This window comes from Microbacterium aoyamense (genome assembly GCF_023155855.1).
GTDB lineage: Bacteria > Actinomycetota > Actinomycetes > Actinomycetales > Microbacteriaceae > Microbacterium > Microbacterium aoyamense.
The window spans coordinates 118,729-144,052 of the sequence record NZ_JAKNUT010000009.1; the positions used below are offsets into that span (position 1 = coordinate 118,729).

Sequence of the window (25,324 nt, forward strand, 5' to 3'; positions counted from 1 at the left end):
TGAGGCTGCCTTTCTGCCCGTGAACCGCTCGATCAGGGCGCGTGCGTCGGGCAAGTGAGCGTGCCGACGTTCGAAGGCGGGGTCGGCAGATCGCACGCGGGGATCGTCGCCGTCTGCGCGAGCGCGGCCCAGCCGATGCACGCGGCGACGAGGACGGCCGCCGAGATGAGGGCCGCCCTTCGCGCTGCTCGTACCCGCCACATGTCACACCATCGCGAATCGTTCGGAGCGGATGGCGTCGCCGGCGACGCCCGCGCTGGCCAGGGCGTGCTCGAGGTCGTCCATCATCGCATCGGGGCCGCACAAGCAGAACACGGTACCGGGCGGGACGGAGGGCACACGGGCACGGACGTACTCGGCATCCACATGTCCACGCTCTCCCGTCCATGCGCCACTCGGACGCGACAGCACATGAGTGACCTCGAGGTTCAGTCGCGGCACCAGCGCGGCGATCTCGTCGTGGCAGGGGATGCTGTCCTCGTCCCGATTGCCGAACCACAGCTGCACAGGGCGCGTGTCACCACGATCGGCGAGCGTCTCGAGCATGCTCACGAGCGGAGTGACGCCCACGCCGGCGGCGATCAGCACGAGCGACGGGGCATCAGGGAGCACGAAAGCGCCGAACGGGCCGTCGAGGTAGATCGATTCACCAGGGCGGAGGTCGAGGACGTCCCGCGAGAAGTGGTCGTGCGCCTTGATCGTGAAGCGCACGGTATCGGGCCGCTCGGCGCTCGAAGCGAACGAGAACGGGTGGTAGTTCATCGCGAAGGCGGAGCGTCGCGCTTGCAGCCAGGTGAACTGTCCCGGTTCGAACCGGAAGCCGTGGCCGCCGTAGGATCGCGGATCCTCCAGCCGGATCGTCACCGTCGTCGTGTCACGAGTGCCGTGTTCGACGTTCTCGACGCTCCATCGTCGGCGCCGACGCTGGAGCGGCTTGACGATGCGCACCCAGACACCGACCGCGATGAACGCGACGCTGTACGCGATCCACAACGCCTGCTCCCACCACTCGCGCACGTAATAGCCCACCAGCACGACATGCGCGAGTGCGCTCGTGACCACGAGCAGAGCGAGGATCGCGTGCGAGACCTGCCATGCCGCGTAGGTCACCCGCAGGCGCTGGCGGAGCACCGACAGAACGATGAGCACGAGGAGCGCGGCCCACGACAGCACGGCGAACTTCGCGCGAAGCGGGGACGTGAAGACATCCAGCAGGCCGAGGAACCGCGGGTCGAACACGAACAGGATGATCGGGTGCGCGAAGACGAACAGGGTCGCCACATACGCCATCTGCCGGTGGTGGCCGAGCACGACATCCATGCCGACCGGATGCACTATGAAGGCAGAGCGCGCCGCGATCACGAACTGCAGGCCGAACAGCGCGAGTCCGACGAATCCGAGCGCGACCGAGAAGTTGATCCAGAACCCGCGCCCCGGATCCAGCGAGATGAAGGCGAAGGCGAGCGGCAGCACCGCGAGCGCCACATAGAGGCCGACCCAGATCGCGAAGGCGAGACGCGTGCGCCGGCGCAGCATCCCCTTCATCCCCACACTGCGAACTGTATCGGGCTTCGGCGACGGGTCATGCGAACGCACGGTCCGCCCCGCCTGCACACACGCCCCCGGAAGCGAAGAAGGACGCCCACGAGGGGCGTCCTTTTCGTAGCGGGAGCGGGGCTTGAACCCGCGACCTCACGATTATGAGCTATTCACTCGCCACCCGCGGGTCGCAGTTGGTCGCAGCTGGTCGCAGCTGGTCGCAAGATTCCGCGGGTGGGAGCACAGTTAGTCGCAGTTGGTCGCAGTTGCGTCGGACGACAAACCGGCACAGAACCGGCACAGTGTGAGGCGGGACGAGAACCGGACAGGAATGCCTCTCGCCCGTGTCGACGTCGGCGATCCAGGCCGCAGAATCCGCTCGGCACTGTGAGCCGGGCGGGGCGATGGCCTGCCTCAGAATTCGGGAACTTCACCTGCGCCTGCCCTGGCTGAAGATCGACTGACGCGCATCGCATGATCATCACCATCATGGACGCGGCAACGGTCGGGAAGCATAAGGAGCGGCCTGAGCCGCGCTTACCGCAACGTGCAGTCGCCCGATGCGAGCAATCTCTAGCACGATGTCGTCGCCATCGCTGAGCGCCCCCACGCCGGCCGGCGTGCCGGACGCGATGACGTCGCCTGGCCAGAGCGTCATGATCGAGCTGGCGTACGCGACGAGCTGCGGGACGCCGAAGATCATCTCCGAGGTGGACACGCTCTGTCGGTGCTCACCGCCGACCCAGCAGTCGAGCTGCAGCGCATCAGCATCCCCGACCTCATCGGGGGTCACGAGGAACGGGCCGATCGGCGTGAACGTGTCGAACGATTTCCGCGTCGAGCGGTCCTCGGTGGAGCGGACGCTGATATCCAGGATCCCCGTGTAGCCGGCGACGTATGAGAGCGCATCTTCGGTCGACACAGTGCGGGCCGTGCGCCCGATCACGATCCCCAGCTCGCCCTCTTGGTCGGTCCGCCGATCCGTGAACGGAAGCATGACGGTCCCCCCTGGCGCCAGCACCGAGCTGGTCGCCTTGAGGAACACGCCGTACTCGGCGATCGTCTTCTGCTCCGACATCTCGATCTTGTGGTCGAGATAGTTGACCGGCGCGGCAATGATCTTGCCCGGTCGTGGGAGCGGCGCGTCGAGCGTCACCTCGGCGAGCGGAATTCTGGCGAGACCCGCGAGATCGATGTCCTCCACCCCGGCGAAGTCACCATGGCGATCGAGCCACTCGCTCCAGGCGCCTGCGGGGGTCACGGCGGAAACTCTCGGCGAGAGATCGATGACGTCGTCGTCGACGACGAGCCCCGGCCGGTGACCGTCGAAGAGGGCGAGCTTCATTTCATGTTCCGATCTGCGAGTTGCGAGGGTGTTCAGGCGGTGGCGGGGATGCTCTGCGGCGCGTAGAGCCAGTCGATGGTGCTGAAGTCGTCACGACCGCGCGCAAGCAGGAGCGCGTTTCGCGCCCTCGCCTGATCCCCCTCCCGGTGGCAGAGGTCTCCGAAGGCACGCGCTGTGCTCTGCACCTCCGCCGTGCGGGGCGCGCGCTCGGCGGTGAAGAGTGCGCCGACGTCGGTCGCCGCGACGTCGTGACCGACGATCGTACCGAGCGCCGAGGCATCCTCCAACGCCTGGCAGCACCCCTGGGCGAGATATTGCAGCATCGGATGTGCGGCATCCCCCATGAGCACCACGCGACCCTGCGACCAGTCGTCGGTCGGAACACGGTCGTACAACGGCCATCGACGCTGCTTGCCGACGAAGTCGAGTGCGCGGCGCACGACGGGGTGACAGTCGCCGAAGCGCTCCTCGAGCTCGTCTGCTCCGCCGTACTCCTCTTCCCCGCGCGCGAAGGCGTCGCTGCGGAAGACGAGCACATTGTTGAGCAGCTCCCCACGCCGAAGCGGATACTGCACGAGGTGGCCGTGAGGCGCCATCCATACGACGACATCGTCGGAGATCGGTCCGGTGTCCTCGACGGCGATGGTTCCCCGGTAGGCGACGTAGCCCGAGTTCACCGGAACGTCGCCCACGAGGCGATCGCGAAGCGACGACCGCAGCCCGTCGGCACCGATCACGACATCGCCGGAGTAGGTGCGCCCGTCTGCCGTCCGTGCGGTGCCGGCGGAGGTGTCCACCGACACGATCTCGGTCGCGACGTGAAGATCCGCCCCGAGTCGTCTCGCCTCCGCGAGGAGCAGTGAGTGCAGGTCGGTGCGGTGGATGACGCAGTAGGGCGCGCCGTATCGGCCGACGAAAGCGTCATCGAGGGGGATTCTGGTGAGCTCCTCGTTCGTCAGGGCGTCACGCGCGATGAGGTTCTCGGGGAAGACCGCGACCTCACGGATGGCCGACTCCAAGCCCCAGCCGAACAGAATGCGGGTCGCGTTGGGGCCGAGTTGGAGTCCGGCACCGACCTCGCCGAACTCGTCGGCCTTCTCGACCAGTGTGACCGCTACCCCGGCGCGGCGGAGCGCTACAGCTGTGGCCAGGCCGCCGATGCCGCCTCCGACGATGAGGGCGGATCCGACTGCAGGTACGTCATCGTCGTGCGTCTTCACCCGGACAGCTTGGGATGCGTTTCCGTCGATGCGGCATAAGATTCCTCAATGCGGAACGACCCTCTTCCCCAGCGACCGTCGAACGGCGTCGAATCACTGGACCGCGGCCTCCGTCTGCTGCAGCTTCTGCGCGACGACGGCAGCGTACGGGTCTCCGACGCCGCCATGCACCTCGGAACAGCGCGTTCGACGGCGCATCGGCTGCTGTCGACGCTCGTCTACCGCGGATTCGCCGTCATCGACGACGACCACGTCTACCGGCCGGGTCCGTCGATGGACGTCGGGACCGCACGCCTCGCGTGGATCAAGGAACTGCGCCGCATCTGCCACCCCCATCTGACTGTGCTCGCGCGCAGGGCCGGGCAATCGGCGAACCTGATGGTGCGCACGGGAGTCCGGGTGCGCTTCCTTGAGACGGTCGAAGCGTCCACTGCGCGCCGAACCCGGGATCGCCAGGGCATCGTCATGCCGGCGGCACGGGCATCCGGCGGCAAGGCGCTTCTCGCCACCCTCACTGACGAGGAACTCACCGCCCTTTACCGTGCCGCCACAACCGACGATCAACTCAGCGACGGCGAACTCTCCTCCCTGCTGCGCGAGCTCCACTCCGTGCGCCGCAACGGCTTCGCGGTGAACCGGGGCGAGACCGAGCGCGACGTCGCCGCGGTCGGCGCGGCCATCGAATCCGCGGACGGCGCCGAGATCGGGGCGTTCTCGGTATCGGTGCAGTCCGACCTTCTGACCGGTGACCTGCAGCAACGGCTCATCGATCTCGTCCTGCAGGCACGCGCAGAGATCTCTCGCGACATCCGTGCGAGCGACCTGCACGCGGATGCGGCACCATTCCGTTAGGCGGAATCTGGGTCCTGATCCGATGACGCCGCTTTACGGTCGGTTCGCATCCGTCACCGATCGACGAGGACCCATCAATGACGATCGACCACACCGCGGCACGCACCGTCGCGGACCCGTCGCTTCCCGAGCCGTCCGCCGAGCTCGACCGACTGTACGCGGACTTCGCGCGCAACAGCACCGCTCCCCTGTGGACGCAGACGAACGACCTCATGCCCTTCACACCGAAGCCGTCCGCGATTCCGTTTGTCTGGCGCTGGACCGAGCTGCTCGACATCGCCCGCCGATCGGGCGACCTCGTCCCCGTCGGACGCGGCGGCGAGCGCCGCGCGATCGGCCTGGCGAATCCGGGTCTGGCCCCCACCGCCTATGCGACGCCGACGCTGTGGTGCGCCATCCAGTGGCTGGGCGGACATGAGACCGCGCCTGAGCACCGCCACGCCCAGAATGCCTTCCGGTTCGTCGTCGAGGGCGAAGGGGTCTGGACGGTGGTCAACGGCGATCCCGTCGCAATGCGTCGCGGTGATCTGCTCCTGACGCCGGGTTGGCACTTCCACGGCCACCACAACGACACCGCAGAGCCCATGGCGTGGATCGACGGTCTCGACGTGCCGTTCGCCCACGACATGGACTTCGGGTTCTTCGAATTCGGCTCCGAGCGCGTCACGGACGAGGCGTCCCCCGCCATCTCGCGCGGCGAGCGTCTGTGGGCCCACCCCGGCGTCACCCCCTTGTCCAGCCGAGGTTCGTCCCCGAGCACACCGCTCGGCGCGTATCGGTGGGAGGCGACCGATGCCGCGCTTCGAGCGCAGCTCGAATTGGAGGACGAGGGCCACCCGGCCACCGTCGAGCAGGGGCACGCGGCGATCAAGTACACGAATCCGACGAACGGCGGCGACGTGCTCCCGACGATCCGGTGCGAGTTCCACCGCCTGCGCGAGGGCACCGCGACGGCTCCTCGCCACGAGGTCGGCTCGTCGATCTGGCAGGTCTTCGAAGGCCGCGGCGCTGTCGTCCTGGACGGCGAGCGTCATGTCCTTCAGAAGGGCGACCTCTTCGTGGTGCCGTCGTGGGTGCCGTGGTCTCTCGAGGCCGAGACCTCCTTCGATCTCTTCCGGTTCAGCGATGCCCCCATCGTGGAGAAGTTGAACTTCGCTCGGACGTTCCTGAGCGGCACGCGGTGACGTCGATGCCATCCGTGCTCGCAGCCCCGCCGACCGACCGCATGCTGCAGGCCCGTCGAGGCACCGCATACTTCTCGCGGATCCTGGGCGAGCTCTCCGACGACGAGTTGACCGGCGAGCGCGAGGCCGCGATCGTCGCGCGCGTGGCCCTGCACGCGCGTGCGAGCGCTGAGACCCTTGAGGCGCTGCGCGAGGGTTGGCCCTACAGCCCGCACGCGACTCCCTTCGACGACGAGTCGGTTCGCTTCACATCAACCCTGAACGCGCACGCGCTGCGGAATCTCCACGCCCATGCCGTCGTGCACCTGAACGTGGAATGGCGCGACCTCCCCGACACGATGTGGGACGCATCGGTGACGCTCTGGGACGGCCGTACCTCGACGCCGGCGTCGCTGGTCGAGGACCGCCGACGCCTCGTGTGGACCGCCGCCATCAGCCTGGACCCGCTCGCGCGCATCAGCGCGGTCCCCCTAGACCTGCGAACCGACGACGATCGTCTCCCCGTGACGTCCACGCCGTAGCTCGCAGCCATCGCGTACGCGATGCCAACACCCGCAAGAGAGTCAAAGGAGATTCACATGACGAAACTGTCCGCCGAGACCGCGGTGGCCTCCCGAACGAGAGTCGCAGGGCCCTGGCAGGCCGCTCTCCTGCTTGCCGGAAGCTGCATGCCCGTGATGGGGTCCGTGCTGATCACGCCGGTCCTGCCCCAACTCTCACAGCATTTCGGCGATGCGCCCGGCGCCGAAGTGCTCGTGCCGATGATCGTCGCCATCCCGGCTCTGTTCATCGCCATCTTCGCACCGTTCGCTGGCCAGATCGTGGACCGCCTGGGCCGCAAGAACCTGCTCGTCATCTCTCTGTTCGCTTATGCCGTCGCCGGCACTGTGCCGGCGTGGCTGGACAGCCTCACCGGCATCCTCGTCAGCCGTGCGTTCGTGGGCATCTTCGAAGCGGGGATCATGACGGTGTGCACGACGCTGATCGTCGACTACTTCCATGGGGAGCGACGACGCAACCGCTATCTGGGTCTGCAGACGGTAGCCACGACACTTGGGGCGACGCTCTTCATCGCCATCGGCGGTGCGGTCGGCTCGGCCGGCTGGCACGCCCCCTTCTGGATCTACAGCCTAGCCGTCGTGATCGCGGTAGCGACGATCTTCTCGATCTGGGAGCCCAGCCGTGCAGACTCCTCCGAACTGCACGTCGCGGCCGGCGAGAAGGTTCGCGTGCCGTGGAAGCAGATCGCCCTGCCGTTGGTCGTCACTCTGTTCGGCGGCTTCACCTTCTATGTGATGATCATCGAGGCGAGCTACCTGGTCGTCGGTACCGGCGTCGCCGCGACCGCGACCGCGACGATCGGCCTTGTAGCGGCTGTAGCATCACTCGCCACCGCCGCAGGCGCTCTCCTTTTCCCCCTGTTTGCGCGACGTGGCCCAGCCCGTCTGGTTCCCATCGCGTTTGCGCTCCAGGCGCTCGGGATGATTGTCGTCTGGCTCGTTCCGGGCCTTGCCGGGGTTATCGCGGGTGCTGTGATTGCGTCGTTCGGATCGGGCGTCCTCCTGCCGTCGATGGTGACCTGGGTCCTCTCGCGCACGCGCTTCGAGGACCGCGGGCGCGTCACCGGGTGGTGGAATGCCGCATTCTTCTTCGGCCAGTTCCTCACGCCGATCCTCATGGGCGCCATCACCGCAGCGACCGGAGGACTCACGGTGTCGGTCGGCGTCGTCGGCATCCTGGCCGCAGTGGTAGCGGTCGCCGTCGCCGTCGCTCAGCGCGCCGCGCGTCCGAGCGTCGTCGCGGCCTGACGCGTGAATCGGGGCCGTGCCGTCGAGTGCGGCCCCGATCGCGATCGGCGTCAATAGTTCAGCGACGTGTGCTCTCGCGCTGAACGAGGCGCGGAACGAGGCCGATCGATCGATGACGGTGCCCGTCATCCGCTGCGAGTGACCGCAGGTCGTCGAGCAGCAGGCGCACACCTTCCGCACCCAGCTCCCGACCAGGCTGGCTGACCGTCGAGATCGGGATCGGCGCGTCCCACGCGGCCTGGTTGTTGTCGTATCCGATGATGCCGACGGAGCCCGGAAGATCGATCCGCGGATCCTCTGAGAGCGCCTGGATGATCCCGGCTGCGAGCAGGTCGGTCGCAGCCATGATCCCGTCGACTTCTCCATCGACGACGCGCGGCGCAAGCGCCCGGCCCACCTTCCATCCATCGGCACGATTCACGTGCTCGGGGGCGATGTCACCAGCGGAGGTCAGGTCCGCGTCGGCCACCGCCCTGAGGAATCCCTCACGGCGCTCCGCCACCGGCTGCAGGGTCGTCGGCCCCCCCACGAAGACGAGTCGTCGCCGCCCGGTCGCAAGCAGATGCTCGGCGGCGACGCGTCCTCCGTGCACGTTGTCGATGTACGCGCTGCAGTAGAGTCCCGAGCCGTCGTGGTAGTTCAGCAGCACGATCGGCGCGCGCCGCTGCCGTCTCGCCGCAATCGATCGGAAGTGGTTCGAGTCGTTGAGCGTGACCAGCAGACCTTCCACACGCGCGGACTCGAAGAGCTCGATGGCACGGCTCTCGCGCTCGAGTCGGGCGTCGGTGTTGGCGAGCAGGACGGACAGGTCTGCCGCGTCGGCCGCGTCTTCCGCGCCGCGCGCGATGTCGACGAAGAGGGAGTTGCCCAAGTCGGACAAGACCAGGCCGATGGACGCGCTCGAACCCGCAGCCAGCGATCGCGCCGCGCTGCTCGGCACGTAGTCGAGCACCTCGATCGCACGACGCACGCGCTCCATCGTCCCGACGGCGAGCCGGTGGGGGTGGTTGAGCGCGTTGGAGACGGTCGACACCGAGACGCCCGCGAGACGAGCCACGTCCTCGATGCCGACCGACTCGTGGCCATTACGCAGCGACGGACTTGACACCGCCTCAGTTTACGCACTTTGGAGCGTTGCAATCGATATCGGAACGACTGATAACCGTCATCCGACATGCGCTGTCTCATGAGCTTGGCCGATCATCACTCGCCTTTCTATCGTTCTTGTAGCGCTTCAATCGAGGCCGCATTCAAGGAGGAACTGTGACCACAGCACGCCCGACAGCACGTCGGCTCATGGCAATCGGCGCTGCCGTCAGCGCCACCGCACTCATCGTCACTGGCTGCAGCGGAGGCGGCGGTGGAGGCGGGACCGCCGCCCCTACCGACTTCTCGTACCTCTCGTTCGCCGAGAACACGAGCATCCAGGACACTCTTACCGCGCTCAGCACCGGCTCCTGCACCGAGGCGAACGACGCACTTCCGCTCGAGATCACGACGCAGCCGCAGGCCAGCTACGACCAGCAGCTGCAGCTTCTCGCCGGGCAGGACGCCCTGCCCGCGCTCTTCGCGAGCGGAAACTCGCCGCAGGTGGCGAAGGACCTCAACGACGGCGGAAAGCTGGTCGATGTCGCAGCCGAGCTCGACACCCTCGGTGTCGCCGACGACCTGCTCCCCGCAGCGCGATCGACGATCGAAGCTCTTTACGACGGCGACGTCTACGTGCTCCCGACCGAGCTCAACATCGAGGGCATCTGGTACAACAAGCAGCTGTTCGCCGACAACGGCATCGAGGTCCCCACGACATGGGATGAGCTGAAGGATGCTGCGGCTGCGCTCTCCGACGCGGGCGTCATTCCGTTCTCGGCCGACGGCCAGGACGGCTGGCCGCTCACGCGTCTCGTCGGAAACTACCTCTACCGGTCGATCGGCCCCGACGCGCTCCAGAAGGTCGCGGATGGCGAAGCCGCTCTCACCGACCCCGAGTACGTCGAGGCAGCCACCGAGGTCGCATCGCTCGGCGAAGCCGGCTACTTCGGCCCCTCGGTCGGCTCGATCGACTACATGACGGCGGTCAACCAGTTCCTCACGGGACAGGCCGGCATGTTCTACATGGGCAGCTGGATCCTCGCGAACTTCAACAACCCTGAGGAGAACCAGATCGGCGTCGACAACATCGGCTTCATGCCGTTCCCCGATGTCGAGGGCGGCGCGGGCAGCAGCGACCAGCTCGCCGCGAACGTCGGAGTTCCGCTCGCGCTCTCCCAGGCGAGCTACAACGATGACACTGCGGCCTGGCTCAAGTGCATCGCCGAGAACTTCGGCACGGAGTCCCTTGCGTCGCAGGGCGTCATCACGGGCTTCGCGGCAGAGACGCCTGCCGACCTCCCGCCGCTCACGGCGCTGGTGCAGGACGAGATCACGCAGACCGAGCAGAGCGTGCTCTGGTTCGAGGCACTCTTCAACGCCAAGGCCGCCACCACGAGCCAGACCAACGCGGCCGGCCTCGTGACGGGTCAGATCTCGCCCGAGGACTTCATGAACCTCGTTCAGACCGACCTGCAGTAAACAACCTCAGAGGCTGCGGCGACGGTTCCACAGACGTCGCCGCAGCCTCTTCGCTCGTCCGCTCACAGAAACAAAGGTCTTATCGTGAACCGCGTTCTCGGCGACTGGCGCGCCGTCATGGTCCTGCTCGGACCCGCGCTCCTCGTCTACACCCTCGTCATGCTCGTCCCGATCTTCTGGTCGCTCGGCTACACCGTGTTCGAGGGAAACCCCATCACCGGCTTCGAGTTCGTGGGCTTCGACAACTTCGCCAAGCTGTTCACCGACCCACGCGTCGGCGATGCGCTCCTCTTCACGGTGAAGTACGCCATCGTCGTGACGATCACGCAGGTGCTGTTCGGATACCTGCTCTCGTTGATCTACGTCTTCTGGCTGCGGCGCGCTTCGAGCCTCATCCGCACGCTGGCCTTCTTCCCCGTCGTACTTCCCACCGTGGCCGTCGCCCTCCTCTTCCAGGAGCTGTTCAAGATCGCTCCCCAGACCGGGCTCGTCAACGACATCCTCATCGCCGTCGGACTGTCTCCGGTCGACTGGTTCGCCACCGGGGGCACGGCATTCTTCGTGATCGTGCTGATGGATCTGTGGCGGTCGATGGGCTTCTACGCAGTGCTGCTGTATGCCGGTCTGCTGGACATCCCCGAGGACGTCTTCGAGTCGGCGCGACTGGATGGCGCATCCGGATGGCGCCTCACCTGGCACATCGTCCTGCCGCTGTCGCTCCCCGTCCTGCTCTCGTCGATCATCTTCTCGATCAACGGCACGCTCAAGGTGTTCGATTCGATCCTCGCGCTCACCGGCGGCGGCCCGGGCAGTTCCACCACTCCCCTCACGCTGTACATGTTCCAGACGTCCTTCACGTACGGCGAGTACGGCTTCGGCAGCTCCATCGCCCTTCTGCTCACGATGCTCTGCCTCGTCGTGACGCTGTTCATCTTCCGCTCTACGCGACGCGACCTCACCAAGGACTGATCGACTGTGACCGCAAACACCTACGCAGAGCGCTCCAAGCTCTCGCGAATCGTCCGCCGCATCCCCGTGTGGATCGTCATCACGGTCCTGCTCATCGTGGTCGTCTATCCGCTGTTCTGGCTGCTGACCGGCTCCCTCAAGACCCAGAGCGAGTTCCTCAACAACCCCACGTGGGCGCTCCCGGAGGACTGGTTCAACTTCGACAACTACATCGAAGCGTGGACCGTGGGCAACCTCGGCACGTACTTCCGCAACAGCATCCTGGCGGTGTTTCCGTCGCTGTTCTTCACCATCGTCCTCGGCGTGGCCGCGGGCTTCGCTCTCGAGGTGATGGTGTGGAAGGGCCGCGGCACCGTCCTGCTGCTGTTCCTCGCGGGAATCATGATCCCGGGCCAGATGATCCTGCTCCCCCTGTTCACGATCTACTTCCGCGCCGGCCTCACCAACTCGCTCTGGCCGCTCATCATCACCTACACCGTCATGGGTCTTCCCCTCACGGTCTTCATGATGGCGACGTATTTCCGCAGTGTGCCGCGTGAGATCTTCGAGGCATCCACTCTCGACGGCGCGAGCATCTACCGCACCTTCATCTCCATCGGATTCCCCATGGTGCGCAACGCGATCTTCACCGTCGCCCTCGTCCAGTTCTTCTTCATCTGGAACGATCTGCTCATCGCGCTCACCTTCACGACGCGCGACGACCTGCGTACGATCCAGGTCGGCCTGCTGAACTTCACGGGCCAGTTCGGGCAGATCCAGTACGGCCCCACCTTTGCGGCGATCTCGATCAACGTCGTCGCGACCCTGCTGCTCTACCTCTTCCTCAACCAGCGTGTGATGAAGGGCATGACCGCCGGAGCCGTGAAGGGATGAAGCCGGTCGCACTCCGTCTCGAGCACCGCGCATCCGCCCTCGGCCTCGGGACGGGTACGCCTCGTCTGAGCTGGACCAATGGCCTCGTCGCTCAGGTCGCCTACGAGATCCGGGTCCTGCGCGCGGACGGGACGGTCACCACATCGGGGCGCATCGAGGACTCCCGGCCGTCTCTGCGGCCCTGGCCGGGGGTCGCGCTGACATCGCGTGAGGGCGCCGAGGTCAGCGTCCGAGTCTGGGCGGACGCGAAGCAGGCCAGCGAGTGGAGCGAACCGATCCGCGTCGAAGCCGGGCTGCTCGACCCCGCCGACTGGTCGTCGGAGTGGGCGAGCCCGTCGCCCGCGGCGCCCGCCGGCTCCCCGCGCCCGGCCTATCTTCTGCGCGCCGACTTCGAAACGGTCGGACGCGTTCAGCGTGCTCGGCTCTACTCGACCGCCCACGGCATCTACGACCTCGAGGTGAACGGTCGCGCCGTCGACGACGACGTCCTCGCCCCGGGGTGGTCGAGCTATCGTCACCGCCTCCGCTATCGCACGCACGACCTGACGGAGACCCTCGCAGCGGGAAGCAACACGCTCGGCGCGTGGCTGGCAGACGGCTGGTACCGCGGCCGGATCGGCTTCAACGGCGGGCTGTGGAACGTGTATGGCTCAGATGTCGCACTGCTCGCCCAGCTGGAGATCACCGATGATGCCGGATCCCGGATCGTCCCCCTTCGCTGGCGTTGGTCGAACTCCCCGATCACGGCGACCGGGCTCTACGAAGGCGAGAGCTACGACGCACGCCTCGAACTGCCGGGGTGGTCGAGCCCGCGCTTCGACGACTCGCAGTGGGCAGAGGCCACCCCGCTCTCCGCGACATCGTTCTCCGCCGATCTCGAGGCACCGCCTGGCCCCCCTGTCCGGGTCATCGAGATGATCTCGCCGGTGGCGACTCGGCGAGACGGCGACGTCGTTCGACTGGACTTCGGACAGAACATCTCGGGCAAACTGCGGATCACCGTCGCCGGTGCAGGCGCGTCGACCCTGACGATGCATCATGCCGAGGTGTTGGAGCACGGTGAGCTGTCCGTCCGTCCGCTGCGGACGGCGCGCTCCGTCGACACGTTCACGGCTGCGGATGACGCCGAGACCACGTGGACACCCCGATTCGCTGTGCACGGCTTCCGCTACGCCGAGGTGAGAGGGCTTCCTGCGACGGCGCGTCTCTCTGCCGAAGCTCTCGTGGTGCACTCGGACATGGCGCGCACGGGGTACTTCGCCTCGAGTTCCGACCTGCTGAACAGGTTCCACACGAACGCCGTCTGGAGCATGCGTGACAACTTCGTCGACCTCCCCACCGATTGCCCCCAGCGCGACGAGCGACTCGGCTGGAGCGGGGACATCCAGGTGTTCACGCCGGCCGCGGCGTACCTCTACGACTGCACGGGCGTCCTGCAGAACTGGCTGCGCGATCTCGCCGCAGAGCAGCAGGAATTCGGCTCCGTGATGAACTTCCACCCGTGGCTCGAGTGCGGGTTCCCGAGCGATCCCGCGGCAGCGTGGGGCGATGCCGCCGTCATCGTGCCCTGGGAGCTCTATCGCAGCACCGGTGACATCGAGCTCATCCGCACCCAGTTCGCAAGCATGAGGGCGTGGGTCGAGCAGGTCAGTCGCCTCACTCATGGAACAGGCCATTGGCGGAGTGGGTTCCAACTCGGAGACTGGCTCGACCCGTCCGCGCCCCCCGACCGCCCCGGGGACTCCAAGACGGATCCCCGCCTCGTCGCTACGGCATACCATGCGTACACGGCGCGCATCGCCACCCGGGCTGCGGAACTGCTCGGCGAGGATGCTGCCGCGAGCGAACTGGCCGGCATCGCCCAGCGCGCCCGGTCGGCGTTCAGACACAACTACGTGTCGTCGGCCGGCATGATCGTGAGCGACACGGTGACGGCGCTCTCGCTCGCGATCGGGTTCGATCTCCTCGACTCGCCCGCACAGCGCGAGACCGCAGGTCGCCGTCTCGCCGAACTCGTCCACGAGGGCGACTACCTCATTCAGACCGGGTTCGTAGGGACCCCCCTGGTATGCGACGCGCTGGCTGCAACCGGACACGTGGACGCCGCCTACCACCTCCTCATGCAGGAGCGCATGCCGTCGTGGCTCTATGCCGTCACGATGGGAGCGACGACCGTGTGGGAGCGGTGGGACAGCATGCTGCCCGACGGCTCCGTCAACCCCGGTGAGATGACGTCGTTCAACCACTATGCACTCGGCGCTGTGGTCGACTTCATGCATCGGATCGTCGGCGGCCTGGCTGTGACCGAGCCCGGCTACCGCCGGGTACGCATCGCGCCGGTTCCGGGTGGAGGACTGGAGCATGCCTCGACCGCCCATGTGTCACCATTCGGCCCGATCGAGGTCGCGTGGGCGCGTGAGGACTCCCGACTGATCCTGGATGTCTCGGTGCCTCCGGGTATCACCGCTGACGTCGTCCTGCCCGCGCCGGGAGAGTCCCCGCGGATCGTCGGGCAGGGGCACCACCGGTTCGAGTGCGCGTATCGCCGGGCCTCGGACGACCCGCAGCCGCCGCGCCGATGGAACATCCACAACCCCGAGGAACGCCTCGAGATGATCGCCCAGGGGGTGCTCTGATGGAGGAGCGGGAGATGGATCTGGACCAGGCGGCGTCGCTCCTTTCAGGTGCGGACATGGAAAGCACGAAGGCACTTCCCGCACACGGCACGCCCGCCTTCGTGATGACCGACGGATCGAATGGGCTCGCACGCAACCTGCCGGGCTTCGCCGGCAAGATCCCCGCGACCTGCTACCCGACGCTCTCGGCGATGGCCACGACATGGGACCGAGCGCTGGTTCGACGCGTCGCGCGTGCGATCGCCCTGGATGTGCGCGCCGCCGGGGCGGGCGTGCTCTTGGCCCCGGGCATGAATCTCAAGCGCTCACCGCTGGGCGGCCGCAACTTCGAGTATTTCTCCGAGGACCCTGTGCTCACGGGCGACCTCGCGAGCGCCTTCGTGGCAGGCGCCCAGTCGACGGGTGTCGCGGCGACGGCGAAGCACTTCGCGGTGAACAACCAAGAGACCGACCGTATGCGCGTGAGCGCCGACGTCGATGAGCGCGCTCTGCGCGAGGTCTACCTCCGCGCTTTCGAACACGTGGTGCGCGACGCGAAACCCGACCTCGTGATGGCGTCGTACAACCGCATCAACGGCGTCTACGCCGCGCAGAACCCGTGGCTCCTCACGGAGGTCCTCCGCGAGGAATGGGGTTTCGACGGCGTCGTCGTCTCGGACTGGGGCGCCGTCGACGACAGCGTGGCGGCGGTTGCCGCAGGCCTCGATCTGCAGATGCCGGCGACGGGCGGGGCGTCCGACCGCCTTCTCGTGCACGCGGTGGCCGACGGACAGCTCGCCGAGAGCACTGTGCGCACGGCGGCTGGCCGCGTGGCGGCTCTCGCCCGAAAGATCGACCGGGCGGCGGTGGAGGTCCCCTTGTCCGCGGACGACGCCGATGCCCTCGCGACCGAGGCGGCGGAGCGGTCTGCGGTCCTGCTCATCAACGAACGTGGCACGCTGCCGCTCGGGCGGGAGATCTCTGTCGCCTTGATCGGCGCATTCGCACTCGCTCCCCGATTCCAGGGCGCGGGCAGCGCCGGTGTCAATCCGCTGCGTCCCGCGGACTCCCTCGTAGAGTCGCTCCGCGACGCGCACACGGGCTCGGTGGCGTTTGCGGCGGGTTACGCGGCATCCGGGGTCGAGACATCCGACGAGTTGCTCACCGAGGCCGCAGAGACGGCAGCGGCAGCCGAAGTCGCGATCGTGGTGGTCGGGCTGCCCGAAGACGCCGAGAGCGAGGGCTTCGACCGCACCCACCTCGATCTGCCGGCGGCGCAGGAACGGGCGATCGCGGCGGTCTCGAACGTGGCCGCCCGCACTGTCGTCGTCGTCGTCGCGGGCGGTGTGGTCACGATGGAGCGCTGGCGCGCCGGGGTCGACGCGATCCTCTCCACCGGACTGAGCGGGCAGGGGGTGTCGCGTGCGGTCTCGCGCATCCTCACGGGGGCGGTCTCGCCGTCCGGTCGTCTTGCCGAGACGATCCCGCTCGATCTCGCGCATTCGCCGAGTCACCCGACGTTTCCCGGCGAGCGCGGCAGGTCGACCTACGGCGAGAGCATCTTCGTCGGCTATCGCGGCTACGACGAGCAGGGCGCCGACGTCGCATTCCCGTTCGGCCACGGTCTGAGCTATACCTCGTTCGAGTACGGTTCGCCTCGCGTCAGCCGAGATCGCGACGGCTGGGTCTGCGAGGTGGAGGTCCGCAACGTCGGCACCACGGCGGGGCGGGAGGTTGTCCAGGTCTACGTGTCCGCGCCCACCGAGAAAGCGCGACGTGCGCGCGCGGAGCTCGCCGGATTCGACATTCTCGATCTCGAGCCCGGGGCATCGGCGAACGCGCGCGTGCGTTGCGCCCGACGTACTCTGGAGCGCTGGGAGCCCGGGACCGGCTGGGTCCTCGATTCCGGCGACTACGCGTTCCTCGTGTCCCGCTCCTCGCGCGACGTGATCGCCGAAGTCGTGCAGGCGGTCGAAGGCTCGTCGCCCACCAGCCTCCTCACGCCCGACTCCACCATGGTCGAGTGGCTCGAGCATCCCATCATCGGCGGTCGCCTTCTCGAACGCGTGGCGGCGCTCGACGACACCGGCGCGACGATGGGTCTGCTGTCCAGCCCGGTCGCCCGGCTCATGATCGGGGGTCTCCCGATCAAACGTCTCGCTGTCGACGATGGGAACGTCCTGACCGTCGAGTTGCTCGAGGACCTCGCGACCGGGTCGTGAAGCGACTCACGGCACGTCGCGATCGGTGGCCCACTCCCGAGTGAGCTGTCTGCCCGCCCGGTCGAACAGATCACGCGCCCACGCGTGGGCCGGATCGCCCCGATGCACGGGATGCCACCACAGCGCGCTCGAGATGGGAGCTGCGTCGAAGGGCGGCTCAACGGCGACGACTCCCGCGATCGACGGGAGCGATGCCAGGAGACCCCGCTGCAGCAGCCCCACCCGATCGGTGTCGCGCACGAACAGCGGGAGGGCAAGGAAGCTCTCGACGACGACCTCGACGTGCGGCTCGATTCCCATGTACTGCAGCTGACGGCTCGCTGACGTGAAGGCTGTCCGAGTCTGGAACGTATAGACCCAGGTGACGTCCGCGAGGTCTTCGACCGTGCGGGGCCGGTGCGCGAGCGGATTGTCGGCGGACATCACGAGCATCCACTCGTCGTTGAAGAGATCGACATACGGCAGGTCGGACAGATAGCCGTGCGGGATCACGATGCCGCAGACGTCGCGCAGCGTCTCGCTCGCGTCGTCGACGATGGTGGGATTGTGCAGGAGGAAACGGAAGCGGATGCCGGGCGCCTCCTCACGTGCGATGCGCGACACCACCGGAGCCACCGTGCTCAATCCGTAGTCCGACATGTAGACCGAGAACTCCCGTGTCGCGGTCGACGGGTCCCACTCCGCCTGCTCCTCGAAGATGCGGCGCGCGGATTCGAGCGTCGAGGAGACCTGATCGATGAGGCGCACAGCGAGCGGGCTCAAGTCATGCGAGTTACCGCGGCGCACGAGCAGTGGGTCAGCGAAGTGGGTTCGCAGACGCGCGAGCGATGCGCTCAGCGACGGCTGGCTCAGGCGCAGGCGCTGCGCTGCCCGGCTCACGCTCCGCTCCGTGAGAAGCGCATCGAGCGCCACGAGCAGATTGAGGTCGAGGCGCGACAGCGAAGCGGACGAGTTCATGGGCAGATCCTCCCTGACCGGCCGCCTCAGGTTATCAGCTCAGACGATATCGGTGATAGCGAATCCACTCTTTGCTGATGAGCTGAGACATTGCAGTCTTGAGGCAGCCAATGCCGGCGACTCGAAAGGATCGAAGATGATCAAGCTGCTGTCCCACCTCTCCTACGTGTCGATCACGACGCCCGAGGTCGAGGCGTCGGTGAAGTTCTACGAAGAGCAGGTGGGGTTGACCGTCGTCGACCGGGTCGACGGCTCCGTGTACCTCCGCTGCTGGGGCGACTACTACGCGTACTCCGTCGTCGTCGTTCCCGGAGACGAGCCGGGTCTCGCCACGATGGCATGGCGATCCACGAGCGCCGAGGCCCTCGACGAGGCGGCTCGTCGCGTCGAGGCCGCCGGGATCGTCGGCGAATGGATCGACGACGTGCCCCAGATCGGGCGCGCGTTCCGGTTCATCGGTCCGTGGGGTCACTCGATGACGATCCACTGGGGCGTCACACACCACAAGGACGTCGAAGGCGACGCGGCATCCATCTACCCCGACCGCCCGTCGCGACGCAGCAAGGTCGCTGGCGCCCCCCGCCAGCTCGATCACGTGACCGTCGCCGCGAGCGACGTCGACGCGTTCGCCCAGTGGTACGAGGAAGTGCTCGGCTTTCGGATCATGGCCCGCACGGTGCTCGACGAGGCGCCCATCTCGGTGTTCTCCGTCGTCACCACGAACGAGAAGTCCCATGACCTCGGCATCGTGCTGGACGGATCGTCCCGCGCCGGCCGGATCAACCACTACGCCTTCTGGGTCGACACACGCGAAGAGCTCCTCGTCGCCGCCGACGTCCTCGGTGAGAACGGCACGCCGATCGAGTACGGCCCCTCCATCCACGGCATCGGTGAGCAGAGTTTCCTCTACTACCGCGAGCCCTCGTCGCTGCGCATCGAGTTGAACACGGGCGGCTATCGCAACTACGTGCCCGACTGGGAGCCCAACACCTGGAAGCCGTCGCTGGGCTCGAGCAACATGTATCGCAACGGTGCGATGCCGATGTCGATGACGGAATCCTTCCCGCCCGCGGACGGCCCCTCAGCGACAGAGGAAGGGGTGCCGGAAGAGATCCGCGCGGCACTGCTGAACCCCTACACCGTCCACGGTTGAACCGCACATGAGCCTCACGGCGGTCAGCCCGTCCGAGGATCCGGCCGACATCGATCGGTCGGATCCCACGGCCGAGATCAGCATGCGAGCACAGGCGTTCCGCAACTGGGGACGCTGGGGCGAGGACGACGTGCTCGGCACGCTGAACTTCATCGAGCCGCAGAGCCGCATCGCGGCGGCATCCATCATCCGAGAGGGACGCGTCATCTCACTCGCGCAGTCGTTCGACACGAACGGTCCGCAGCGCGGCTGGCGTCGACGCACGAACCCTGTGCACACCATGACCGACACGGGGGTGGACGCCGAGCGCGGCACGCAGGGCATGCCGCACGGGCTGGGCGGCGCGGATGACGTCATCGCGATGCCGCTCCAATGCTCCACGCAATGGGACGGCCTCGGGCACATCTTCGATCACGGCGTCGCCTGGAACGGGCGACGAGCGGGCGACGTCGTCACCAGTGAGGGCGACCTCGTGACGGGAATCGAGCACGCGGCGGCGGCGATCGTCTCGCGCGGCGTGCTATTGGATGTCGGCCGCCACCTCAGGCCGGAGTCCGGCGAGCTCGAGGACGGCTACGCCATCACGCCAGCCGATCTCGAGGCAACGGCCGCCGCACAGGGTGCGACCAGCGTCGTGACGCGCGGTGACATCGTCCTCGTGCGCACCGGCCAATATGCACGGACGCTCCGCGAAGGTTGGGGCGAGTACGCAGGCGGACCGGCACCCGGCCTGTCATTGACGACCGCGGGCTGGCTCCATCGCACCGAGATCGCCGCGATCGCCACCGACACGTGGGGCTTCGAAGTGCGGCCCAACGAGTTCGACGTGCCGTCATTCCAGCCGCTCCACCAGGTCGCGATCCCGAACATCGGGCTGACGATCGGCGAGATGTGGAATCTCGAGGAGCTCTCGCAGGCGTGCGCCGCCAGCGGTCGCTACGACTTCTTCCTCTCGGCGCCGCCCCTGCCTGTCACCGGAGCCGTCGGCTCCCCCATCAATCCCGTCGCGATCCTCTGAATCGCGACTCGCACGAAGAACAGAGAGGTTCTGAAATGACTGCAATCACCCGCGCCGCGATCGTCGGAAGCGGAGTCACCGGACTCGCCGCGGCCATCCAGCTCGCAAAAGCCGGTGTCTCGGTCGACGTGTTCGAGACGAAGCCCGAGCTGAGTCCCCTCGGTTCGGGCATCTCCCTGCAGGGCAATGCGCTCCGTGCACTGGACCAACTCGGGGTGTGGGAGGCCGCTCGCGATGCGGGCTACCCGTTCGACGGCCTGACCCTCCGAGCGCCCGGTCCAGATGCGCCCGTCGTCGCGCAGCTGCCCGATGTGAAGAGCGGCGGGCCGGCCTACCCCGCGGGAATGGGGATGCCGCGGCCCGCGCTGGCTCGGATCCTGCTCGACGAGGCTGTGCGGGCGGGGGCGAAGATCCACTTCGGGTCGAAGGTCACGGGAGTCCGGCCGTCGGACTCGAGCGTCGAACTCGACGTCGCCGGCGCCACCGTAGCCTACGACCTGGTCATCGGAGCCGACGGTCTCCACTCGACCGTGCGCGACCTCATCGGCATCGAGACGCGCCCGGCGCCGACCGGTATGGGAATCTGGCGTGCATTCGTCTCACGCCCCCGCGACGTCGAGCGCACCGAGCTCTACTACGGCGGTCCCGCGTACATCGCCGGCTACACACCCACCGGCGAGGACTCGATGTACGCGATCCTCGTCGGCGATGCCGAGGACAACTTCGGTGCCGACGCAGAACAGGCGACCCGCCTCATGCTGGAGCAGTCCCGTGCATACTCCGGTCCGTGGGACTCGATCCGCGCCGACCTCGAGGCTGGCGCCCAGGCGCACTACACGTGGTTCACGCAGCACGTCGTCCCCGCTCCGTGGAACCGCGGGCGCGTGGTGATCGTCGGCGATGCCGCCCACTCCTGCCCGCCCACCATCGCGCAGGGCGCGGCCCAGGGTCTCGAGGACGCCCTCGTGCTGACCGAGCTCCTGATCGCGCACGACGAGGTGTCCGACGCGCTGTGGGAGCAATTCCACGCGCGTCGGGTGCCGCGCGCCAGCATGGTCGTCGACGCATCCGTCCAGCTGGGTCAGTGGCAACTCGACCACGATCGAGAAGCCGATGCCGGCGGCCTGATCTTCAGCGTGTCGCAGAAGCTCTCGGAGCCGGCATGAAGATCGGACGGTGGAGCGTCGCCGGCGGCGAATCCTCGGACGGGTTCATCGTCGATGGTGCCGTCATCGCCTTCGCCGATGGGCTGACAGTGGCCGACGTCCTGCAGCGCGGGCTGGACGCCCTGCCCGCGCTCTGGGCTGCTTCGCGGAAGGAGCCGAAGACGACGCTCGAGGACGTCATCCTCCTCAGCCCGCTCTCGCCGGCCGCGATCCGCGATTTCGTCGCCTTCGAGGAGCACGTCGAGGGTGTCACCGCCGCGATCGACGGCACGAGTGCGGTGCCGCCCGAATGGTATGAAGCACCGACGTTCTACTTCACCAACCCGCACACGGTGCTCGGACCGAACGAGCCCGTCGTGCCGCCCGAGACCGAGCGCCTGGACTTCGAACTCGAGGTCGCAGCGATCGTCGGCGGCGCGGGCGGGACCGACCTCTCGATCGCAGATGCGGCCGGGGCGATCTTCGGATACACGATCATGAACGACTGGTCCGCACGAGACGTGCAGGGGCGCGAGATGAACGTGCGGCTCGGACCCGCGAAGGGCAAGGACTTCGGCACGAGCCTCGGCCCTTGGATAGTCACACGAGACGAGCTCGAGCCGTTCACCGACGATGAGGGCTTCCTGTCGATCCGTGCCGAAGCGCGTGTGAATGGGGTCCTCGTCGGCGCTGACCTCGTATCGAACATGGGCTGGCGGTTCGCCGATCTCGTGGCCTATGCGTCGCGTGCGTCGCGCGTCGTGGCGGGCGACGTGCTCGGGTCGGGCACGGTCGGAAACGGTGGATGCCTCGCGGAGCTGTGGGGCCGACGCGGTGAGCTCGACCCGGCTCCGCTCACCGCGGGTGATGTCGTGAGCCTCAGCGTCGAGGGGATCGGCGACCTCGTTTCTCGCGTCGAAGCGCCCGTTGCGGCGGTGCCCATCGCCCCCGCCCGACCTCGAACCCGCGCGCGGCATCGATGACCACCGCACACGAGCTCGGCGGACGCGTGATCGTCGTCACGGGCGCTGCCCGCGGCCAGGGTGCGGCAATCGCCGGCACGCTGGCAGACCTCGGCGCGCAGGTCGTGGCCGTCGACCTCGGCCCCGAGGCCCCGCCCCCCTTGCGACGCGCAGAGGTGCGGTACCGAACGTTGAACGTCTCCGACGAGTCGGCCTGGCGGGAGCTGCAGCTCGAGCTGCGTTCCGACGGGTCGGTCCACGGGCTCGTCAACAACGCCGGGATCACACATCGCTCGCGGATCGGCGCGACAGAGCGTGCCGACTGGGACCGCGTCCTCGCGGTGAACCTGACCGGGCCGATGCTCGGCATCCAGGCCATCGCGCCCTTGATGGGCCGAGGGGCATCGATCGTCAGCGTCGGCTCGTCCGCCGCGCTGACGGGCCACTATCCCGTGGCCTACTCCGTCTCCAAGTGGGGCCTGCGTGGACTCACCCACGTCGCTGCGACAGAACTAGGGCCCCGCGGCATCCGGGTGAACCTCATCCATCCGGGTTTCATCGAGACCGAGATGACCGCGACTGCTCCGGCCGTCATGCGCGACGTTCAGCTCGAGCTCACTCCGCTCGAGCGGACGGGTGAGCCGCACGACATCGCGCACCTGACCGCGTTCCTGCTGAGTGGCGCTTCCGCGTACATCAGCGGAGCCGAGATCCCCGTAGACGGTGGCTACACGTCGTCCGCCGGGGCGAAACCACTTTCCGATCGACTTCGCCTCCAGGCGAACTGACACTCCGAGGAGTCGACATGTTCATGTATTTCCCGACCAACTACGTCTGGTCGATGGCCGCCGTCTCTGCGCTGAACTGCGGCGGCTACATCGATGAGGTCGATCGGGCATGCAAGCCGGTGCTGCTGGCATCCCAGAACGGCGACGACGCGGGGACGGAGGAACTGTATGCCGCGTGGGCCGCCGTCGCCGACCGCCTCGTCGCGAAAGCCCAGGACGATGAGGCGCGCGGCAGACGCATCGCGGCCGGTGAGACCTACTATCGCGCGTCGCTGTACACGTCGCAGGCAGAACGCCTCCAATCGCCGAAGTGGGAGGGGCGCAACGCCGCCTATCAGAAGTCGATCGAGCTTCTGCTGAAGCACATCGAGCTGTCCGATGCGCCGTGCACGACCGTCGAGGTGCCGTTCGGCACGTCATCCCTCCCCGGGTACTTCTACCGCGGACAGGGCGAAGGCCCGCGGCCGATCATCATCCAGTGGAACGGGCTCGACTCGACCAAGGAGATGATGTACTACTCCCAATTTCCCCAGCAGCTCGCCGAACGCGGTGTGTCCACGCTCATGGTCGACACGCCCGGTTCCGGCGAGTCGCTCCGACTGCGCGGATTGACGGCGCGCCATGACACCGAGGTCTGGGCCGCGGCGATCGTGGATTGGCTCGAGCACTCTGCCGAGACCCTCGGGATCGACCCGGAGCAGATCGGGATCGTCGGCTGGTCGCTCGGCGGGTACTACGCCCCCCGCGCCCTTGCGTTCGAGGACCGTCTGAAGCTCGGCGTCGCCTGGGGCGCGAACCACAACTGGTTCGAGGTGCAGGAAGCACGGCGCCGCCGTGAAGGCGAGAATCCCGTGCCGCACTATTGGGACCACGTGTTCTGGGTGTGGGGCGCGACCGACATGGACGACTTCATCGAAAAGACGAAAGGGATGCATCTGAACGGCGTCGCCGACAAGATCACCGCTCCGCTGCTCATCACCCACGGCGTCGGCGACCGGCAGATCAACGTCTCGTACGCGCACCAGACCTACGACCAAGCCGTGAACTCGCCTAAGCGGGAACTGCGCCTGTTCGACGACCCCGAGGGCGGGACCGAACACATCTCGATCGACAACATGCCCTACGTCGGCGCCATCATCGCCGACTGGATCGCCGAGACTTTCGCGGAGCTCCACCCAGGTGGCGTTCGGTAACCGTCCTCTTCGCCTCTCGTCCGACGTGTGAGTGGGCAACGAACTCAGTCGCACGGCGCCCAGCGGGCACGGACTGAGAGACGTTCCCGCACTCGCTTCGCGCGTGAGGCTCACACACCTCCAGAGTCGGGGCCGAGTTCCATCGCGATCCCCGCATAGCCGGCCGGCCGCCGGCCTGCCCGTGAACGCGACATCGGGGATCGGGGAGCGGTGCGTCGAGCACCCATCGCGGGCATGTCTCCGCGGGTGTCACAGCTCGCGGAGGATGTCCTCCACGCGGTCCTTCGCGTCGCCGAAGAGCATCTGCGTGTTCTCGCGGAAGAACAGCGAATTCTGCACACCGGCGTACCCGGCGGGCTGCACCTTCACGCCGAACTCAGCCATCGCCTTCCGGAAAGCCGCTTCTCGCGCCTGTGAGCTGGAGGCGAAAACCATCGCGGTGAAGACAGGAAACAGAAGGAGCCCACCGACGATGAACAGGGTCGGATCCATGGTCCTCAGCCCCGGAGCTTATCGGCCTCGGTCAGCGCCCAGGTCCCAGACTCAAAGGCTACGCGCAGCGCGTCTTCAAGGCTGAGCGCACGATGAGCCTCCGAGATCAACTCGACGCCCCATGGGCCGTCGTAGCCGATAGTGCGGAGTACGTCGATGAACTCCGGGATATCCCAATCACCCTGACCCGGTGGAACGCGGTTGTTGATGGTGTCCGCAAAGAGCTCCTCGAAGGGCGGGGCAGGGTCGAAGGCGTCGTTCAGCGGGACTGTCTGATTAACGGTGGATCTGGTGTGGCCTGACTGAAAGGAAGGGCGATGACCGATGTCATCGAGATGATCGATCCCGTGACGGGAGAGATCATCGATGAGCAGCAGCTCGCGGAGCAGCTGCTGAAACAAGCGAAAGAACAGGGCGTCGA

At 67.2% G+C, this 25,324-nt stretch carries 21 protein-coding genes and 2 pseudogenes; 15 read left to right on the forward strand and 8 right to left on the reverse strand.

The genetic code is table 11. The annotated features are described in order from the left end of the window. Positions 1-32 precede the first annotated feature (32 nt). The 4 genes from MA876_RS18670 to MA876_RS18685 all read right to left on the reverse strand — a co-directional run bounded on the left by MA876_RS18670 (position 33) and on the right by MA876_RS18685 (position 4,104). A complete protein-coding gene (locus MA876_RS18670; protein WP_248152978.1) occupies positions 33-203 on the reverse strand; it encodes a hypothetical protein in 171 nt (56 codons plus the stop codon). 1 nt (position 204) lies between these two features. Continuing rightward, entirely contained in the window at positions 205-1,545 is a 1,341-nt protein-coding gene (locus tag MA876_RS18675) for a ferredoxin reductase family protein (RefSeq protein WP_248153013.1), read from the reverse strand. 481 nt (positions 1,546-2,026) lie between these two features. Further along, positions 2,027-2,884, reverse strand: a complete 858-nt coding sequence (locus MA876_RS18680) for a fumarylacetoacetate hydrolase family protein (protein WP_248152979.1) — start codon at positions 2,882-2,884, stop codon at positions 2,027-2,029. A gap of 32 nt (positions 2,885-2,916) precedes the next feature. Beyond that, a complete protein-coding gene (locus tag MA876_RS18685) occupies positions 2,917-4,104 on the reverse strand; it encodes an FAD-dependent monooxygenase (protein WP_248152980.1) in 1,188 nt (395 codons plus the stop codon). 48 nt (positions 4,105-4,152) lie between these two features. Here MA876_RS18685 and MA876_RS18690 point away from each other — a divergent pair, with 48 nt between their 5' ends. From MA876_RS18690 to MA876_RS18705, 4 genes are all read left to right on the forward strand, one after another. Beyond that, entirely contained in the window at positions 4,153-4,956 is an 804-nt protein-coding gene (locus MA876_RS18690) for an IclR family transcriptional regulator (RefSeq protein ID WP_248152981.1), read from the forward strand. A gap of 77 nt (positions 4,957-5,033) precedes the next feature. Next, entirely contained in the window at positions 5,034-6,140 is a 1,107-nt protein-coding gene (locus MA876_RS18695; protein ID WP_248152982.1) for a cupin domain-containing protein, read from the forward strand. A 5-nt stretch (positions 6,141-6,145) separates the two neighbouring features. After that, entirely contained in the window at positions 6,146-6,661 is a 516-nt protein-coding gene (locus MA876_RS18700; protein WP_248152983.1) for a DinB family protein, read from the forward strand. Positions 6,662-6,718: 57 nt separating this feature from the next. Beyond that, entirely contained in the window at positions 6,719-7,948 is a 1,230-nt protein-coding gene (locus tag MA876_RS18705) for an MFS transporter (RefSeq protein WP_248152985.1), read from the forward strand. Between the two features lie 58 nt (positions 7,949-8,006). Here the strand turns inward: MA876_RS18705 and MA876_RS18710 are convergent, their stop codons facing one another. After that, the gene (locus MA876_RS18710) at positions 8,007-9,056 is read right to left on the reverse strand and encodes a LacI family DNA-binding transcriptional regulator (protein ID WP_248152987.1); all 1,050 of its coding nucleotides are present in this window, start codon (positions 9,054-9,056) and stop codon (positions 8,007-8,009) included. 155 nt (positions 9,057-9,211) lie between these two features. Here MA876_RS18710 and MA876_RS18715 point away from each other — a divergent pair, with 155 nt between their 5' ends. From MA876_RS18715 to MA876_RS18735, 5 genes are all read left to right on the forward strand, one after another. Continuing rightward, positions 9,212-10,516, forward strand: coding sequence for an ABC transporter substrate-binding protein (locus tag MA876_RS18715; RefSeq protein WP_248152989.1), 1,305 nt, complete (start codon positions 9,212-9,214; stop codon positions 10,514-10,516). 84 nt (positions 10,517-10,600) lie between these two features. Then, positions 10,601-11,485: a carbohydrate ABC transporter permease gene (locus tag MA876_RS18720; RefSeq protein WP_248152991.1), complete on the forward strand. Its 885-nt coding sequence runs from the start codon at positions 10,601-10,603 to the stop codon at positions 11,483-11,485. Between the two features lie 6 nt (positions 11,486-11,491). After that, entirely contained in the window at positions 11,492-12,358 is an 867-nt protein-coding gene (locus MA876_RS18725; protein ID WP_248152993.1) for a carbohydrate ABC transporter permease, read from the forward strand. Further along, positions 12,355-14,994 (forward strand): family 78 glycoside hydrolase catalytic domain, encoded by a 2,640-nt coding sequence (locus MA876_RS18730; RefSeq protein ID WP_248152995.1) that lies wholly within the window; start codon positions 12,355-12,357, stop codon positions 14,992-14,994. Before MA876_RS18725 ends, MA876_RS18730 begins: the two co-directional genes overlap by 4 nt. A gap of 14 nt (positions 14,995-15,008) precedes the next feature. Next, complete coding sequence (locus MA876_RS18735) at positions 15,009-17,195, forward strand: glycoside hydrolase family 3 C-terminal domain-containing protein (protein ID WP_248152997.1); 2,187 nt, start codon at positions 15,009-15,011, stop codon at positions 17,193-17,195. Between the two features lie 6 nt (positions 17,196-17,201). On the opposite strand, the gene MA876_RS18740 is transcribed toward MA876_RS18735, so the two are convergent. After that, the gene (locus MA876_RS18740) at positions 17,202-18,152 is read right to left on the reverse strand and encodes a LysR family transcriptional regulator (RefSeq protein WP_248152999.1); all 951 of its coding nucleotides are present in this window, start codon (positions 18,150-18,152) and stop codon (positions 17,202-17,204) included. 136 nt (positions 18,153-18,288) lie between these two features. Between MA876_RS18740 and MA876_RS18745 the strand changes: the two genes are divergently transcribed. From MA876_RS18745 to MA876_RS18770, 6 genes are read left to right on the forward strand one after another with little or no spacing between them, the layout of a single operon-like run. Continuing rightward, positions 18,289-19,305 carry a VOC family protein gene (locus MA876_RS18745; protein WP_248153000.1) on the forward strand — a complete coding sequence of 339 codons (1,017 nt, stop codon included), beginning with the start codon at positions 18,289-18,291 and terminating at the stop codon, positions 19,303-19,305. 7 nt (positions 19,306-19,312) lie between these two features. Next, complete coding sequence (locus MA876_RS18750; RefSeq protein ID WP_248153001.1) at positions 19,313-20,323, forward strand: cyclase family protein; 1,011 nt, start codon at positions 19,313-19,315, stop codon at positions 20,321-20,323. A gap of 35 nt (positions 20,324-20,358) precedes the next feature. Next, entirely contained in the window at positions 20,359-21,489 is a 1,131-nt protein-coding gene (locus tag MA876_RS18755; RefSeq protein ID WP_248153002.1) for an FAD-dependent monooxygenase, read from the forward strand. Further along, positions 21,486-22,451: a fumarylacetoacetate hydrolase family protein gene (locus MA876_RS18760; protein ID WP_248153003.1), complete on the forward strand. Its 966-nt coding sequence runs from the start codon at positions 21,486-21,488 to the stop codon at positions 22,449-22,451. Before MA876_RS18755 ends, MA876_RS18760 begins: the two co-directional genes overlap by 4 nt. Beyond that, positions 22,448-23,218 (forward strand): SDR family NAD(P)-dependent oxidoreductase, encoded by a 771-nt coding sequence (locus MA876_RS18765; RefSeq protein ID WP_248153004.1) that lies wholly within the window; start codon positions 22,448-22,450, stop codon positions 23,216-23,218. Before MA876_RS18760 ends, MA876_RS18765 begins: the two co-directional genes overlap by 4 nt. Positions 23,219-23,235: 17 nt before the next feature. Further along, complete coding sequence (locus tag MA876_RS18770) at positions 23,236-24,411, forward strand: alpha/beta hydrolase family protein (protein WP_248153006.1); 1,176 nt, start codon at positions 23,236-23,238, stop codon at positions 24,409-24,411. 249 nt (positions 24,412-24,660) lie between these two features. On the opposite strand, the pseudogene MA876_RS18775 reads toward MA876_RS18770, so the two are convergent. Further along, positions 24,661-24,765, reverse strand: a pseudogene (locus tag MA876_RS18775) (NAD(P)(+) transhydrogenase (Re/Si-specific) subunit beta); the annotation flags it as partial. A 143-nt stretch (positions 24,766-24,908) separates the two neighbouring features. Continuing rightward, positions 24,909-25,324: pseudogene (locus MA876_RS18780) on the reverse strand (hypothetical protein); the annotation flags it as partial.